This window comes from Alphaproteobacteria bacterium (assembly GCA_017302575.1).
GTDB lineage: Bacteria > Pseudomonadota > Alphaproteobacteria > Rickettsiales > UBA3002 > JAFLDD01.
The window spans coordinates 39962-56258 of the sequence record JAFLDD010000001.1 but is presented as its reverse complement, the minus strand read 5'-3'; the positions used below and the strand labels follow the sequence as shown (position 1 = coordinate 56258).

The 16297-nt window shown below is 50.5% G+C and carries 15 protein-coding genes; 3 read left to right on the top strand and 12 right to left on the bottom strand.

The window, feature by feature from the left end:
• Positions 1-5: 5 nt before the first annotated feature.
• The 12 genes from J0M34_00275 to J0M34_00220 form a co-directional block, all read right to left on the bottom strand.
• Positions 6-1571 carry a flagellar hook-length control protein FliK gene (locus J0M34_00275; GenBank protein ID MBN8542684.1) on the bottom strand — a complete coding sequence of 522 codons (1566 nt, stop codon included), beginning with the start codon at positions 1569-1571 and terminating at the stop codon, positions 6-8.
• A gap of 76 nt (positions 1572-1647) precedes the next feature.
• Complete coding sequence (fliS, locus tag J0M34_00270; GenBank protein MBN8542683.1) at positions 1648-2109, bottom strand: flagellar export chaperone FliS; 462 nt, start codon at positions 2107-2109, stop codon at positions 1648-1650.
• 15 nt (positions 2110-2124) lie between these two features.
• Positions 2125-3942: a flagellar filament capping protein FliD gene (fliD, locus tag J0M34_00265; protein ID MBN8542682.1), complete on the bottom strand. Its 1818-nt coding sequence runs from the start codon at positions 3940-3942 to the stop codon at positions 2125-2127.
• A 94-nt stretch (positions 3943-4036) separates the two neighbouring features.
• A complete protein-coding gene (locus tag J0M34_00260; protein ID MBN8542681.1) occupies positions 4037-4405 on the bottom strand; it encodes a hypothetical protein in 369 nt (122 codons plus the stop codon).
• Between the two features lie 108 nt (positions 4406-4513).
• Complete coding sequence (locus tag J0M34_00255; GenBank protein ID MBN8542680.1) at positions 4514-6613, bottom strand: hypothetical protein; 2100 nt, start codon at positions 6611-6613, stop codon at positions 4514-4516.
• 298 nt (positions 6614-6911) lie between these two features.
• Entirely contained in the window at positions 6912-8084 is a 1173-nt protein-coding gene (fliB, locus tag J0M34_00250; protein MBN8542679.1) for a flagellin lysine-N-methylase, read from the bottom strand.
• Positions 8085-8088: 4 nt separating this feature from the next.
• A complete protein-coding gene (fliW, locus tag J0M34_00245; protein ID MBN8542678.1) occupies positions 8089-8580 on the bottom strand; it encodes a flagellar assembly protein FliW in 492 nt (163 codons plus the stop codon).
• A gap of 147 nt (positions 8581-8727) precedes the next feature.
• Complete coding sequence (locus J0M34_00240; protein ID MBN8542677.1) at positions 8728-9636, bottom strand: hypothetical protein; 909 nt, start codon at positions 9634-9636, stop codon at positions 8728-8730.
• Positions 9637-9648: 12 nt separating this feature from the next.
• Positions 9649-12381: a flagellar hook-associated protein FlgK gene (flgK, locus tag J0M34_00235; protein ID MBN8542676.1), complete on the bottom strand. Its 2733-nt coding sequence runs from the start codon at positions 12379-12381 to the stop codon at positions 9649-9651.
• A gap of 1 nt (position 12382) precedes the next feature.
• On the bottom strand, positions 12383-12856 hold the full coding sequence (locus J0M34_00230) for a hypothetical protein (protein ID MBN8542675.1): 474 nt from the start codon (positions 12854-12856) through the stop codon (positions 12383-12385).
• Positions 12856-13197, bottom strand: a complete 342-nt coding sequence (locus J0M34_00225) for a rod-binding protein (GenBank protein ID MBN8542674.1) — start codon at positions 13195-13197, stop codon at positions 12856-12858. The genes J0M34_00230 and J0M34_00225 overlap by 1 nt, the downstream gene beginning before the upstream one ends.
• Positions 13198-13202: 5 nt before the next feature.
• Positions 13203-14357 (bottom strand): flagellar basal body P-ring protein FlgI, encoded by a 1155-nt coding sequence (locus J0M34_00220; GenBank protein ID MBN8542673.1) that lies wholly within the window; start codon positions 14355-14357, stop codon positions 13203-13205.
• Positions 14358-14603: 246 nt separating this feature from the next.
• Between J0M34_00220 and J0M34_00215 the strand changes: the two genes are divergently transcribed.
• The 3 genes from J0M34_00215 to dksA all read left to right on the top strand — a co-directional run bounded on the left by J0M34_00215 (position 14604) and on the right by dksA (position 16241).
• Entirely contained in the window at positions 14604-15047 is a 444-nt protein-coding gene (locus J0M34_00215) for a flagellar assembly protein FliX (protein ID MBN8542672.1), read from the top strand.
• On the top strand, positions 15044-15445 hold the full coding sequence (locus J0M34_00210) for a hypothetical protein (GenBank protein ID MBN8542671.1): 402 nt from the start codon (positions 15044-15046) through the stop codon (positions 15443-15445). Before J0M34_00215 ends, J0M34_00210 begins: the two co-directional genes overlap by 4 nt.
• A gap of 121 nt (positions 15446-15566) precedes the next feature.
• On the top strand, positions 15567-16241 hold the full coding sequence (gene dksA / locus J0M34_00205; protein MBN8542670.1) for an RNA polymerase-binding protein DksA: 675 nt from the start codon (positions 15567-15569) through the stop codon (positions 16239-16241).
• The last annotated feature ends 56 nt before the right edge of the window (positions 16242-16297 follow it).

The window sequence follows — 16297 nt, the reverse complement described above, 5'->3', positions numbered from 1 at the left end:
CTCTCCTATGCTGTGATATCGAGGCGATCACTCACCAAATGCACATACATCTGGGTCGGCAAATCACCGGGGTTAAACGTGGTTGAAAGATTGGAAACTTCTGTTGCCGCAGCATTACCGTCATTGTGGTCGGCCGCCTCACCCCACGGCTCTTTATTTTGACTTTCTTGACGTAGGTTAAATTCCATACTGCCCGCATCGGCGCGCACGCCGGCTTCTTGCAGCATGCGCTCAAGCGCACGTGCATCACGTTGCAGCAAATCAAAGGTATCGGCTTTATCGACGAGGAACGAAATCTGCGACATACCATCAGCCGCGATGTCCATCTTTACTTCGACACGACCTAAGTCCTGAGGGTTAAGCTGAATGGTGATACGATCCACACCATCACTAATTGCTTGCGTCACACCTACTTTTACCTGATCCATTACCTCGCTACGCAAATAGGCAAAATTTGCATGATGAATACGCACATTATCATGCACACGGTGCTCAGCACTTGTCGCGCTAGGCTGGTGTGCAAGACCATTAATGCTTGTTGGTTCGCCTTCTTTTGATGATGGAGAAACAGCTAAATCTTCAATAGCCACATCACTGGATGGCTCCATCGAGAGATCGGCAATCATTGCCTCAAACACATCTGGCTTGTTTTGGCCATGCGCGTGCTGATGTGGAGTATTTTGTTTAGTGGCCACAAGAACAAGCGCGTCATCGGCGGTGATTCCCTGTTCAACAGGGGCCGCTTCTGCAGTTCGAGTGTCAGGTAAATCAACCTCTGGCAACGTTGCAAAAGGTGCGTTACTAGCCATGGGCGATAAGATCTTTTCTGCTACGTTGGACACCACACGTGCTGGAGCAGACGTAGATTGAGAGGTTTCATCTGTAGGCACACTAATCTGACGAACCCAGTGCGGAATCATTTTCGCAACTTCTTCTGTTCCTTGCGTTTCTTTTCTTCGCTCTGACGCAGGAGTCGTAATTTCCGGAAAGGTAGCACCAGCGCTCATCGCCGCCAGCGCTTCCATAGGTGCAGGATTAGAGGTGAGTGCTTGTTGCAGCCATTGCAGGGCTCGCTGTAGTGTGGTCGCACGCTGCTCTGTTATTTCATCAGGTTGGCCTGCAGCTACTTGGCTAAGAATATCTTGTACGGTGCTTACTTCACCTGAAGCTTCAATCTGCTCTAGTGCTTCTTTAAGTGCTTCCGGTGGCTTCTCACCGTTAGAATTGCCACTGAATTGCTGTAATAATTCATGGGCCGTCTCCGGAGAAATTTTACGATCAAGAATATTTTGAATATGCGCTGCATGTGGATTCGTTACGCCTGATACAACGTGCCCATCTTCTTGGGCAACCATGATATTTGCAACGAGCTCGCGGACAAGATCGCCGCCGCTTGCCTGCTGCTGACCTTGCTGCGAATCGCTTTGCTGAGGGTTTGCACTTACCAATAACTCAGAAAACGCAGTCCCCTCTGATTCGGTGCCTTGCTTACCTTCTTGAGGTACAGCAGCACCAACCGCCGCAAGCTGCTGCGGCTGAATGCCTAAAAGACTTAGCAATGAAAATTGCATAAGATGCCCCGAGTTAATACGGGTCTATCTTTGCAATCACTATGCCAAGACAGTATAAGCCACTGAATCTAATGAATTATGCGGAAATCGTGACAGGTTCTTCAGGTGGTTGTGGTGGCACTTCCTGCTCATCTGCAACTTCTGGTGCAGCATCCTTTTCAGGCAAGCCGCGATCAATACGGTTCCACACGTCGCGCATTTCTTTGAGGTCTGCAATGATGCGATCGCAATCGGCGATATCATTGGTACGGTGCAGCGAGATAATGCGCATATCAATCGTTGAATAGAATCCATAAAGCACACGCGCCGCATCACCACCATTGTCAAAATCAAGGCTGGATTGCAGCCCCATAATAATCTCACCCGCCTTGATAAGCTTATTATAGCGTCCTTCGATATCGCGGCTTTCCATACAATCGCGCGCCTGCTTCAAGAAACGAATCATCCCGTCATACAGCATCACGACCTGCCGCGTCTTTGCAACGGTATGGCTAGCACGATGATAGGCTTTGACGTTCTGATAGTTACTAGGCGACATAAAGATTACCGCACATTATGCAGAGTTACGCGCATCCGCTTGCGCACCAAGTAGTTGTAACAGGTTATTGGCTTTCGACAACGCCTCTTCTAAACGACTATATTGCGCGATGAGTTGCTCGCGGTAACGTGCAATGAATGTATCAATATCGGTGATTTCCTCTTCATTGTTCGTCACCACGTCTTCTAAGCGGTTTTGCTCGCCAGTCAGCAAGCCTTCTTCATCATCAATGATGGATTCAATCGCATTGAAGAGACGATCACCAATGCCTTGCGTGAAGCTGACATCGAATGTTTCGTCGGTTGTTGCCGAGAAGATCAGCTCCAACCCCTCCAACACCGTACCGTTTTGCCCTTTGAGGAACACACCACCCGTTGATGTAATATCCGTACCATCTAGGTTCACTGTCACCGAACCCAATAGCGGGTCATTATACGTTGCCGTATAAATAGGCGTGACGGGGTCGCGATCGATCGTCAGCGTAATATCATTTACAGCAAGTGAGTTGTTGCGTTTGAATACCGCCAAGTTGGCGTTCTGCGAATTCATCTGAAATTCAAATACTGCGCGTACTCCGTCATAATTCGATTCAAGTGCCGACTTCAGTTTATCCGAATCCAACACGATAATGTTGCGAGTAAAGGGATTATCCTCGTCCCCTTCAAAATCTTGGAACTTAATACCAAGGTCCGCAAGTTGTGATGGGTTGCCACCAGTAATGCCAGATACCGTGCTTGAAACTTCGCTACTCAGCGTATTCATGATCGAACGCAACGTCGAGTTATTGGCCAGAACCGCCGTCTCAAGTGGCAGACCATCTTTGCCAACCTCGGATTGCTTGGATACAAACAAACGCAGTTCGTTATACACGTCTGCAAGCTGTGTAATCGCATTGGTAACAATTTCTGTATCAGGCTCGATCGTGAGCGCAACAGACGTTAGTGCAGGCGTAACCTGCTTGAGGTTAAAGGTGATACCATCAATCGCATCCGCCACCGAGTTGGTTTGGCGTTGAATCGCCACACCATCCAGTGTGAATTGTGAGTTGAGGGCTGACTGCGTGGTCGCAAAATTGAGGTTGGAAAGCACACCCGATGGATCAGAGGTAACGGTGGCCGCATTCTCTAAATCAAACGCCGTATCAAGACCTGTTTTCGTTGCCGTAAATACCAGCGTATAGGTATTATTCGGCACACCATCCGCTACCTTCAAGACAGTCGCTTGAATACCTGTAGCGCTCTTCACTTCATTAAATTTATTGGCCACTGTTTGCAATGAATCGCCTGCATCAAGCGTAATCGGCGTGCTGCCGCCACCAAGACGGCGCAAGTTAAACGTTCCTGCCGTGAATGTACCAGGCGTTGATACAGCAGATACTACCGAGCTAGTAATAGCATCAGGCAGCAAAAAGTTATCACTTTGCTGTTTCGTTTCACGCGCCAGTTGGTCTACTGAGTCAACCGTAAAGGTCTGCGTCGCAGCCCCCGGCTCTACGGTTGCGGTGACATAGTTACTTGCGGCAACACCCGTATTCGTGGTCAGCGTTGCTACACGATATTGGAAAATATTTTGCGCGGCATTGCCAACACCAGGAGGATTCCTGAGCGTATCCACCGCGCTTTTGAAGCGCGACATCAAACCGCGTAGATCGGTCAATGCTTCTTGCTGCTTACCGATGGTCTCGTTCTTCTTCTCAAGCGTCACCGCAGGAAGACGCTTCGCCTCAACAAGGCTGTTAATGATAGACTCGGTGTCGAACGCGGTTTGGCCACCCCCAACAACAGTCCTACCGTTTTGCTGGAACAAATTGCCCAGCTGTATCTGCGTTACCATGACGTATCTCCTACCGTTTCAGGCGCTGGGCACTTGCGCACCCAGCTCCCAAACTTCTTAAGCGATGCAAGCTCTATGCCAGAGCTTACACCACCTAAGCCTGAATTTCTATCAGCGATCCACCACCGCCACTGCTATGTTGCAGCAGCTGAGGCTCGGGAATGTAGGTGACCCTACCATCCCGAAGACTCGTGAACCGCGTAATATACTGACCCGACGCATCTTTATAGATTGAGAATGTATGGTCATTGACCGCGTAGACATCCTTGAAGAATGACTCAGCGGCTTTCTTGACCTGCTCAAAACGACGAACTTCTGCGGATGCAACATCATTCGCTTGGTTCGCGCCAGGCAGCGCACTCTCAACGTTCTGTGACGTTTTGACGACGGGAATCTCAGTGCCGCCTCTGGCGGCTGGAAGAGATTGGGGTAACTTGATACCCCCTCTTAGATTGATCTCCATTGTCCTTACTCCTTCTTGCCTCGGCCGCTGATCCGGTGGGGGTACTTAACCCAAAGTCCCCCACCTTTAATCAGCGCTAGGTAAACCCTAGACTCCCAGGCTCATTAATTACCCAATGAGCTTGAGCAGGTTCTGCGGCAGTAGGTTCGCTTGCGCGAGTACCGCAATACCAGCTTGGAGTTGCACCTGAGCCGTAGCGTAGGCTGTCGATTCGGCCGTTACATCCGTATCAAGCAATACGCCACGTGCTGCGTCTTGGTTTTGGACGTTCACTTCTAGAATCGAAGCAGCAAAGTCGAAGCGAGACTGCAAGGCACCCACACTCGCACGAATCGCCGTAACGCGGTTCAATGCAGCGTCAATCGCCGTACCAGCTGCCGAAGCATTGGCTTGGGTATCGACGCTCAAGGTAGCACCAGCATAAATGTTCTTAGTCTCAACGCTATCGATGCGTACCCCAAGCGATTCCGAAGAGGTGTTACCCACCTGGAACGTAAGAGCAGCACTACCAGCCTTAATACCAAACGCATCTTTCAAAGCAGACTCAATAGCATCTGCATTAGTCTGTGTTGAAAGGTTTAAGGCAGTTGTACCAGTTACAGCGACTGTACCCGTCATGAAGTTGAATGACTTGGTGGGGTCTTTCACGTTCTGCAAGGCAATCTGGGTGTTGGTGGCAATCTGGTTACCAATACCCGAGAAGCTAACGTAATCCTCACCATTGATACGTACCGTAATCTTCGCATCCGTTGAACCAAATGGAGGCGCTTCAATCTGAATATCTTCGATATTCATGCTGGTGAAGTTGCCCGACACAAAGTTCGCGCGCATGTTGTTGAAGTTAGCAACCTGAACGCCACCCACATTAACAATCGCACCTTCTTGGAAGGTGGTGATGTCGCGGTTTTGAACGAATGTTACACCAGCAAGGGAATCATTCATCTGCTCGGCAATCGAGTCGAACTCCGCCTGACTGTTCGCATCGGCAGCAGCAATAGCACCACCCGCGACGTTCAGTGTGAAAGTACCACCAGTGTTGACACCCAACGAGTTACGACCCTGGAAGACCAGAGGAACCACCGCAGCGTTCACCACATCCGTCGCCGGAGTGGTATAGGTGATGTCGCCCACTTGCAGTGAGAAGATGGCCGTGTCCGCAACACCTGTGTAGGTAGCCGTAATTTTACCCAGCTTACCCTCACCAAGCTTGCCGATGAAATCAGCATTGCCTTGGATACCAGTGTTCGCACCAGCAAAGAACGTGGTGATAGCTGGACCAGCCAATGCAGCGGTTGTACCACCAGTTGCGAAGATTGAACCAGTCACTGCACCAAGCGCTTTCGTGCTGTTCACGCTCAGACCATCTGCCGTCGTACCCACCGCAATCGTGCGGTTGGCAGCCGTGCCAACGGTAAGGTTGGTCGCTGTACCAGCGGCCACATCCAACACAGCAGCACCACTCAATGTGCCACCAGCCCACACAGCAACAACGTTCCCCGCGTTGGCGATAAACTGGTAGTTTTGCAAGCGCGCATCGGTGTTCTCGTTCAGGAACTTAGCAAGGTTAGCAGACGTTTGTGCTACAGCAGCACCCACGACCACTTTACCCGCCGCATCGGCTGAACCAAGCGCCGAAGTGGTAAAGGTAACCGTTACGCCGTTAACTGTGATGGTGCCACCGTTCGCTGGAGCACCCGTAATAGTAATGGCGTTGGCCGCGGTTTGGTTGTTGGTCGCAACACCCAAAGTCGTGTTGACACCGAAAGCTTCTGAACCAGAGAGTGCACCGTTAAGCAGATTGACCGAGCTAAACTTAGTCTGCGTAGCAATACGGTTAATCTCGTCTGAGAGGGCTTGGAACTCTTGGTTAAGGAATGAGCGGTCCGTATCGCTGAGCGAACCCGAACCCGCTTGTACCGCAAGTGCCTTTTGACGTTGCAGAATGTCAACCACTTGACCGAGCGCGCCATCAGCGATCTGCAGTAAGCTTGAACCCTGCGAGGTGTTGAGCAGCGCTTGTTTCAACGTGGTCACGCTGGTGCGCAGCGAAGTACCAGTTGAAAGGGCCGCCACGTCATCCGAGGCTTTTACAATGCGGTTACCGCTCGACAAGCGAGCGATCGACGCACCAGCACTATCCGACGCAGCGCCAATATTGCGCTGGGCTGAATATGCCGCAATGTTAGTATTAATGGAACTCAAAGACATGATGTTCTCCTACTTGGACGTTAATGTTACTAGGGCTACTTGCCCACTACATGGTCAGATGAAACTCCTTCTTGGAGTAACAGATTCCCACCACATAGCTCACCAATAACAGATCTTCGTTAAGAAACCGTTAATGGCTTAACCAATGCACACACATAGTTCGAAATTTTTTCGGGTCACTACATGAACCCATCAAAATTGCGGCTACGTGCCTGCATCTGGACAATCCGCGCTACTGCACAGACTACTCCCATAGATGTGACATTGGCATATTTTTGACGCTTTGTCATCAGGAATTTTATACATCACCTACTAGCGCTCTAAGGCGCGCTTCGCGTGTCCAGCCTGTCTCTTCATAGATGGAGAGGGAGAGTTGCGAATCCGCAAGGTGGTCCTGAAAGCGTGAAAGGCTTTGCACGATACGTACGACTTCCGTTTCAGGAATAGCGCCCTGCGCTTCAAAACACGCGGCCATCAGTGCTAGTTTCACGGTTGCGAAACGCACCGCAATAATGGTCACGCGTTCTGAAAGTGTCTTACCAAGCCCCGCAAAGGGGAAGAGATTCAAGCGCAATTGTGCTTGCAGATAACGCCGCAATATCGGCTGATACTGCGCACCATGCTCGCGCCACCAGGCCTGCATATTCACTACACGCTGCGTACCATCGGGGTGCAAATCTAGAATCAGCTTTTCCCAATTGAGCGTCACCCCAAGCGCACGCGCGGTCATCTCAATCACATTCATCAAGCGCTCGCGTGGTGATGCAGGCGCAGAATGCACAAGTCCCTGCAATGCGTTAAGCAGCATAAAGGGGTCAGTGGCTTTCAGTTCTGCCGCAGGAATTCGCCCTTCTGCCATGCGGAAATAAAACGGCACGGCTGCTTCCCACTGGTCTTTTGGCTGTGGCTCCAGCCCGCGCACCATCGCGCTCAGCCGCATCAGATTGCGTTCTGCGCTATGAGCTTCATTACCCATTTCATTCACGCATATTTCATGAATATTCAAGGCTGCTTCGGCTGAAAGCTCTTGCGGTGCATAGTTTCTTAGTGAGTGCGGCACGCGCTCAAATGTCGTTTCATGATAGGCAAAGGCACCATCTTCCGTAAGCATCAATCGCGTCGACTCAGGGCATGAAAGCGCCATCGTCATCACGGTAATGTCACCCAACGCGCGGGTTGAGCGCGGAAAAAAATGACACGCGTCCCCCAGATAATCACTGCCATACTTCTTGTGAACGCCACACCAGCCCGCCTGAAACTCGACACAATAATCGGTTTTCTCATCGCGCCGCATGATGAATTCAGCCTCACCACTCGTCACGCTTTGCATGAGCTCAGGAGCTTTAGATTGATAGAGATCGACCGTTTCCTTCGTAAGCTGCATGCCCCAGCCTTTGCAGCACGTATCCTCACACGCATCACCCAGACAGTTGAACTTCTGAGTCGCCACTGTCTGTAAATGCGTTGCCACCGCGTTAGAAGGCCAGCATATGGCGGATATTATATTTGCTCGACGCAAATACGTGCTGAACAGCCGTACGTTTCATCGCATTCACCAATAACGGCGCGCGCGCATTCACTGATAAACGTACACCGCTTGATTCACGATGTACGGATACAATCAGCAGCACGGTAAGCTCCGCAGCAGGAATATTTAATTCCTGTGCTGCTTGCGCTAAATCGGCAGCGTCAAAAATTGGATTGTTGTTATCAATCGGCAGCGTGATGAATGAAAGCGCATCATCCTCCAGCGATTGAAGCATTTTGAAACGTGCCATTTTAGGCGAAGGAAAATTCGTCAGACAGAATTCGCTACGATCTGGCATACCAAGAATGCCATTCGGGAATAAGATAGGGTTTTTGCGATAAACCGTCACCTTACCAAAGCGAGTGTCAATAACATCCGTCTCTGGCTTCGCATCCGTTGGTGCCATGGGCGGCATTGCCGGTGACCCACTACCCTTCATTACCATTTCTCCTTGCAACATATCGCCTCCCCTTTTTAATTCTTTGTCATATACTTCGCATGACGTAACACAGTAAAAAGGCTGGCTTTCTGCACTTTACCATAGTCACGCACGCTTGCAAGTATTCCGCTCATTTTTTCACTCAACCTATAAGTAATCCGACAATCGCAACTGGCTCAGTCGCGCATATACCTGAAACGTTGCCTGTAGCACTGCCTCATGGTTTGCAACTTCTGTCGCTGCTGCAACCGTATCTGTTTTTGACACTTGCTCCGTCACACCTTTGAGATATACGCGCATCTGGTCCAGACGTGCGCCCGTTTGGTCAATATTTACAATGGCGGTATTCACGCGCGAACGCGCCGCAACTAGCTGTTCCTGACCTCTTTGAATCAAGTCGAGGGCTTGGCCCAATTGCTGGTCCCCATCGGCTGCATCGGCTTGCAGCGCGAGATGATATCCCGCAATAATATTCTGAAATGCAACATCATCAGCACGCGCAGGGAATTCATCTTCAAGTCGATCATCAATACGGTACGTGATGTTCGTGTCCGAACCAAGGTAGTAATTCTTATCTGGAACCCCAACTTCGGTAGGATTCGGCAGCGGCTCCTCAACAGGTGGATTTGCCGTGTCGATTCCGCCAAAAATATAGCGCCCTTCAAATTGGGTATTCATCGAATTAGTGAGGCGTGCCATCAAATCTTCCAACTGCTGCGCAAAGGCCATGTTTCCTTCTAAACCCGCCGCACTTCTACGCAGGACAACCAGATTTTCAATATCATCTGCGGTTGCCACCATTTGGTCGAGCGCTTGGTCGGCCGTGCGCAAGCGCGCTTCGGTGACGGCGTTATTTTGTTTGAATTGCTCAATCTTACGCAGGCGTGCTTCTAGCAGCGTGAATTGCTCCACTTGCCCATTTAGTCCTTTAAAATTATCCGACTTGAAGCCGCTAGAAAGCTGTCCTTGCAGCTCAGCAAGATTGCTGAACGTGTTGCCGATATCGCGCTGTGTGCGATTAAACAACGAAAGGGTACTTACCCGACTAACTGCCATGACTGACTCCTATTATCCAAATGCGCCGATCAAATCTTCGAACAGCTGATTCACTAAACTAATGACCCGCGCATTCGCTGCGTAGGCGTTCTGAAAAGTAATGGTATTTGCAAGTTCTTCATCAAGGTTCACGCCACTGACTGACTGCTGACGTTCCGACAATCCGTTGAATAGAACTTGCTGGTTTTCAAATGCGCTCGTGGCAGACACTGCTTCTGATGCGACATAGCCGAGCAATTCACTTACATAGCCGCCAACCGTAAGTGTCGATGAGGCAGTACCACCTGCAGCATCGAACCCAACGGCTTTCGTTGAGAATGCTGCCATTGCCATGGCTGTTTGGTTATCACCGCTATAGCGCACATACGTATATTGCGGAATATCGTTCGGGTTACTTGGCTGGCGTTGCAAGACCATTTTGCCTGTAGCAATCAGATTGGGGTCACTGACAATCGCATCCTCAACCTCTAAATCAATTGCAGAGTTTTTGAGGTTTGTAGCTTCACGATAATCCAGATTGTCTTTGAATAGATTATTCAATCCAAAAAAGTGCGAGAACCCACGATTCGTGGCCATTGTCGTCGGCACGACATTGAAATCACCAAGCTGCTTAGAGTTCATCTCGTCGATCGAAATACTGAGGCCATCGCGCGCAACAAACTTCAAATATCCCGTATCTGCACCAATATAGCGGCCATTAATTTTCGGCAGCTCCATACCATCAGCATCCACAAGAATGGCGCTCATAAATTCTTGCGAATTATTCGGTATAACACGCTGCCCATTGCCGCCCACCGCCGTATTATCAAAGCGATCATTGAGCATATTGGTTTGATTGTTATTCACACGATAAGTGATCGTAGAGGTCACTAATGCACCTTGCTCATCGACCACCGCAACATCGAGCGTGATATCGTAGTAGGCCGAGCCAAAATTACCCGATAGATCGAGTGCAAATTGCCCACCCGAATCACGTGTGCGGCGCTTTTCACCTGCATCAATCGTATCATAGGCAGACTGCGCATAAACCGTCGCATCACTCACTGGGCCACCTGGGCCAGCAGGTGCGCCTGTCACCTGAATTTCGACTTGATTGCCTACCACACTGATTACTTGGAAATAACCCGTCAACTGTGCAGGCGTTAAGCCATTGACAGCGCCCGCAGGTGGCGAGAGATATATAGTGTCACCCACATTAACCGTAGGCGTGCTATTGAATGCCACTTGTACGTTATTAGTGCCCACAGTGGTCGTATAGGTGCCAACAGGGTTAAGCGTAATTTGCGGCGCACCCGTGGTTACGCTGGTGATGTTGGTCGCCGTATCATCCAGCACCGTAAATCCCGTAACGAAAATATTGGCATCGGTTTTTGAGATGTTATCGATATCCAAATCGAAGCGAAAATTCGGGCTAGCAACATTGGGTATAAAGTCGGTTGTTGAGACAAGCTGAATATTATTCGCATTGCCCACTTTGGCTTTCACTGGCGGTGCACGAAAGTGATTATTGATTTCATCAATAATCGTTTGCATGTTGGGACGACTCGTACCCTGCCCTGAATCAAGGAATGTCAAATCCAGATTGAGCGGTCGTGCCCCTGTATAGGCTTCATCCAAATAGCCTGCTGGCGCAGGTTCGCCATTCGCACTGAGCACACCAATGCGTACACTGCCTGTCCAGTTATACTGGTCAGCGCTGCTAACAAGGCGTGTACCCGTTAAGCTGGCGCGGCCAGGAAATGCTGACCCATTATTATGAATCGCATTCACCTCATCACGCAGGCGTGATGACAGCATATCCAGCATATCGAGCACATCCGGCAAGACCGTATCACGTAATTCTTGAAGGCCTTTCAATGTACCACCCGTCAACTGCGTAGTAACCGCGCTAGACTGGCCTGCTGAGATTAATGTCTGGGGGTTAGGCAGTAAATTGCCATTGCTATCTAACGTCGCAACCGAAAGGCTATTGAAGCTCGCATCATCAATAAAACTCTGCGCTGAGCCTTGCACCGAATACTGCAGGCGTTTTGGCGTTCCATCCACCAAAGAGATGCCCGACGAGGTCAGCACGCTCACCCTGCCCGATTCTTCGAAGAAGGTGGTGATATCCATGTAGCTGGCCATATCATTGAGAATAATATCACGCTGATCCAGCAAGTCTGGCGTCGATTGCCCAAGCGTGTAGCTACGTGAAATCGCTGTGTTTAATACATCAAGACGGCTCATCAAATCATTCACCGCAGTCACGGCCTGACCAATTTCGCGGTCCGCTTCATAGCGCAGATTTTCAATTTGAAATGCCAACTCAGAAATCTGGCTCGCAAGCGTTATCGCCGAGTCCACTGCACCTGTACGAAACGAGGTGCGCTCTGGCGTTTCTGCTAATTGCTGCAAACTGTTGAAGAATGTCGAGACATACTCATCCAACGAGTTACTGGCGCCAGGTTCACCAAACAGAATCTGTAAGCGATCATGGAATTCATCAATCACGTCAGTACGAGATAATGACGATTGTTGTGTCGTAATGGAGCGCTGCAAATAGCGATCAATATTGCGCACTACATCATTAATGCGTACACCACTGCCGACACCTCCAACCACCTGCGCTTCTTGGTTAACAATCTGGCGCGAATATCCAGGCGTGCTCACATTGGCGATGTTATGAGACAGCACGGCGATATTGCGCTGGGTGGCACGCAATCCCGTCAATGCATTATTCATACTGAGGCCAAGACTGCTCACACTATGCCTGCTGGTTAAGGTTAATCGACACGCCAGACATCTCCGCACCTGCGCGGAACTGCCCACCATTCTTGGTATAGACCGTCAAATGCTGCTGCTCGGCAATCGAGTCCGTGATGGCTTTCACCACCGTCTGATTGACGCTGCGCGCTGCCGCCACATGGCGGAAATTATGTTCCATGATTTTTCCAAATCCCGTGACAACGCTCACCAAACGTTCGCGTGTTTCAGCAGGCACTTCTTCAATGATATCGGGGCGCGCACGCAGCAAGGATTGGTATGACTCCAGCATCTGCGTCAGCTTCAATTTTTCTTGGTGCAACTCGGCCATTCCGCGCACATTCATTTGTGTCAGCAGCTCTGTTTCCTCATTCAGAATCTCCGCCATACGCACAGCAATCGCGATGAACTCTTCTGCATCAAAATGCAAAAGCATGTTGGGCGAAGGCTTCATTGTTGGTGATAGGTGGTCCATTATTCTACCTCCTGCATACGAATCATTTCGCGCTTCACGTGGTCAGCAACACCCACACCGCCAGCGCGTGAAATCAGCTTGCCATATTCATCGACCAGCAGAGACTTATACATCTCCTCACCTTCGCCACCGCCGAGCGCCTCATTGGTACCAACGGTTGAGAACATGCTACCCAGCATCTGCGAGAGAAACTGTGCCTCGAATTCCTGTGCAACCTCATCCAGCTTCGCTTCGCTCATACCGCGCGCTGCCGCTTTTGCTTTATTCATCTGCGCCAGTTTCGACTGGCTACTGGTAATTCTCATGGTCTCTACATCCACTGGACTGGTTAGGTCACTCATGGCCTCTACCTCGTTTCAATGTCGGCTTGCAGAGCGCCCGCCGCTTTGATGGTTTGTAAAATGGTAATCAAATCGCGTGGACCCACACCAAGTGCGTTCAAGCCAGTCACTAAATCTCTGAGTGTTGCGCCCTCTTGCAGCACCGCAATCTGATTGCCCGCTTCTTCATCCACCGTCACATCGGTACGCGGTACGAGCAGCGTCTGCGCACCTTCGGGTGCAAATGGGTTGGGCTGCGATACTTGGGGTGTTTCTTCAACTTTCACCACCAAATTACCTTGCGCTACCGCCACCGTTGAGATGCGAACATTCTCACCCATCACAATAGTACCCGTTGCCTCATCCACGACGATGCGTGCGGGTTGGTCGGTTTCCACTTGTAGGGTTTCAATATCGGCCAGCAGCCCTGTAACGTCACCATTATACGCTGCGGGAACAGTTACATTCACTGTACCAGGGTCCTCAACGCGTGAAGTGCCTGGGCCTACTTGTAAGTTAATCGCTTTAGCGATGCTATGCGCCGTAGAGATATCAGGGTTACGCAATGCTAAGCGCACGGATGGCAAATCGTTCAAGCGGAAATCAATCTCGCGCTCCACCAGTGCACCGTTAGGAATAAAGCCATTCGTCGGCACACCTTTTGTAATCGCCGTGCCTGATTGGCCAGATGCTTCAAATCCACCCACCGTTACAGGGCCCTGTGCCACCGCATAGACATTACCATCTGCACCAACGAGCGGCGTAGCCAGCAACGTACCGCCTAGCAAACTCTTCGCATCACCCATCGCGCTGATATTGACGTCCATCGTCGCACCCGCTCTAGCGAATGCAGGCAAGCGCGCGGTAATCGTCACGGCAGCAACGTTTTTCGATTTAAGTTCTAAGCCGCGCGTATTCACACCTTGGCGTTCTAAAAACGCAATCAAGCTTTGCTCGGTGAACGCGTTGTTTTGTAATTTATCGCCCGAGCCATTCAGACCAACGACAAGACCATACCCCATCAGCATGTTGTCGCGAACACCTTCGAAGGCCACCACATCTTTCACACGCGCTGCATGAGCTGGCGTTGCCGACATTACCAAGGCAATCGCCACCGTTGCCAACGACATCAACCACACGCCGCCACCAATCCGATCCTTGATTCGTTCGCCCATGGTCATCGCATCTTTCTGCTGCATCGTCCGCTCCTGACGGTTTCACGCTTATTAGACGTACGTATCTATGCGACTTTCGTGCCAACTATGAGCCAGCCAATAATTGCTTTTAATACAGCATGTTAGATATCGGTCGACTAGGGTCCGAAGGCCCAATCATCGCCCGTTGGCGCAAAGGGGCAAAATTTGCCGCCATACACATGGGTAACCACGATGTTTGCCTGATGGCTTCACCTTCGTTATAGTACTCGAATGATTAATAAAATTGGCTACACCAACCCCACGAATCCGACACAACGTACCAACAATGTTCGCCGTACCAGCAAAACTGGTAGCAGCAGTTTCGTTGATGCGTTGGACGGTGTCGGCGAAGTTGAAGAAGCACAAGCGACCACCCCCGTCGCTGCAATGAGCGGTATTGGCGTATTGCTCGGCGCGCAAGAAGTCAGCGAAGAAGAAGTGCGCCGCCGAAAGGCATTCAAGCAAGGCAAACTCACGCTCGATGCACTGGCAGAGCTGCGCGACGCGCTCATCATCGGCAACTTGCCGCTAAGCACCATCCGCAATCTTGAATCCATCGTCGCACAAGAGCGGGGCACCACCAATGATCCCGTGCTCAACGGCATCTTAGACGAAATCGAATTACGTGCTGCCGTGGAAATCGCCAAACTTGAAGCGGCAGGCGTGAGATTATGAGCGAAGGTAAAATTCGCCTCATCTCTACCAAGCAATGCAAACGCGCTCGCGCGCTGCTTAAATGGAACCCGCTCGACTTAGCCAGTCGTACACGTATTCCCATTCGCCATTTGGAAAAATTCGAGCGCAATCAAGCGCGACTCACCAAACCAGAGAATGACGAAATCGTGAAAGTATTTGACCGCCACGGCATCGAATTCCTGCCAGATGGCGAGGTCATTCTGCATGCTGGTATCTCCGAATTCGATACGCATGAGACAACCAAAGAATTCAAACATTATAATCTGGATAGCGGCGATGCTACGGAATCAGATAAAGACACCGCCAGCAAAGAAGCTGAGGAAGCCAAGCGTAAACGCGAGCGCGAAGAGGCTGAGCGCCGCAAAAAGCAAGGATAAAATCGTGTGCATAGCCACAATTTGTGGCTTGCAGCCCCCTTCCACGAGAGTAGAATCGACCCTCGTACCTTAAAGGTGCGGAAGTGACGTTTTTACTAACTAATCGCAAGGAAACTATCCTATGGCAAAAGCATCGGCAAAGAAAAAACCCGCTAAACCGGCAGCCAAAAAGTCGGTAAAACCAGCCGCTAAGAAACCTGCTCCTGCAAAGAAACCGCTTAAAAAAGCCGCTGCAAAGCCAGTAGCAAAAAAACCTGCCCCAGCAAAAAAAGTGGCCGCAAAGCCAGCCGCCAAGGCAGCACCAGTTAAAAAAATTACCCCTAAAATGGCCGCGCCAGCTAAGCCTTTAGTGAAGGCTAAGCCACGCAACAGCTACAAGCCAGCCAAGCTACCTCAGGGGTATAAGCCAAGCGAAAAAGAAGAATACATGAATGCGCTTCAGTTGGAGTATTTCCGTCAGAAATTGCTCAAATGGCGTGCAGACCTTCTTTCTGAATCACGCGAAACACTCGAACATCTGCATGAAGAAAACTGGCATCAGGCCGATATTGCAGACCGAGCTTCCTTGGAAACCGAGGCGGGCGTAGAATTGCGCACCCGCAATCGCTACCTGAAGCTCATCTCGAAGATCGATGCGGCGATTACCCGTATCGAAACAGGCGAGTATGGCTATTGCGAAGATTCAGGTGAGCCTATTGGCCTCAAACGTCTTGAGGCACGCCCTGTGGCCACCCTTTCTATCGAGGCACAAGAGCGCCACGAAAAGATGGAACGCCAATACACCGACGAAGAATAGCCAACCAGCAACGCTCTCTATTTAGTTTTGCTAGACGTCCGAGGCGTTTTTACGTG

What these genes read in the sequence shown, in the direction of transcription:
- J0M34_00275 (MBN8542684.1), bottom strand. Translation starts at nt 1,571, where the DNA reads ATGCAATTTTCATTGCTAAGTCTTTTAGGCATTCAGCCGCAGCAGCTT.
- fliS (MBN8542683.1), bottom strand. Translation starts at nt 2,109, where the DNA reads ATGTCGCCTAGTAACTATCAGAACGTCAAAGCCTATCATCGTGCTAGC.
- fliD (MBN8542682.1), bottom strand. Translation starts at nt 3,942, where the DNA reads ATGGTAACGCAGATACAGCTGGGCAATTTGTTCCAGCAAAACGGTAGG.
- J0M34_00260 (MBN8542681.1), bottom strand. Translation starts at nt 4,405, where the DNA reads ATGGAGATCAATCTAAGAGGGGGTATCAAGTTACCCCAATCTCTTCCA.
- J0M34_00255 (MBN8542680.1), bottom strand. Translation starts at nt 6,613, where the DNA reads ATGTCTTTGAGTTCCATTAATACTAACATTGCGGCATATTCAGCCCAG.
- fliW (MBN8542678.1), bottom strand. Translation starts at nt 8,580, where the DNA reads ATGAAGGGTAGTGGGTCACCGGCAATGCCGCCCATGGCACCAACGGAT.
- J0M34_00240 (MBN8542677.1), bottom strand. Translation starts at nt 9,636, where the DNA reads ATGGCAGTTAGTCGGGTAAGTACCCTTTCGTTGTTTAATCGCACACAG.
- J0M34_00230 (MBN8542675.1), bottom strand. Translation starts at nt 12,856, where the DNA reads ATGGACCACCTATCACCAACAATGAAGCCTTCGCCCAACATGCTTTTG.
- J0M34_00225 (MBN8542674.1), bottom strand. Translation starts at nt 13,197, where the DNA reads ATGAGTGACCTAACCAGTCCAGTGGATGTAGAGACCATGAGAATTACC.
- J0M34_00220 (MBN8542673.1), bottom strand. Translation starts at nt 14,357, where the DNA reads ATGACCATGGGCGAACGAATCAAGGATCGGATTGGTGGCGGCGTGTGG.
- J0M34_00215 (MBN8542672.1), top strand. Translation starts at nt 14,604, where the DNA reads ATGATTAATAAAATTGGCTACACCAACCCCACGAATCCGACACAACGT.
- J0M34_00210 (MBN8542671.1), top strand. Translation starts at nt 15,044, where the DNA reads ATGAGCGAAGGTAAAATTCGCCTCATCTCTACCAAGCAATGCAAACGC.
- dksA (MBN8542670.1), top strand. Translation starts at nt 15,567, where the DNA reads ATGGCAAAAGCATCGGCAAAGAAAAAACCCGCTAAACCGGCAGCCAAA.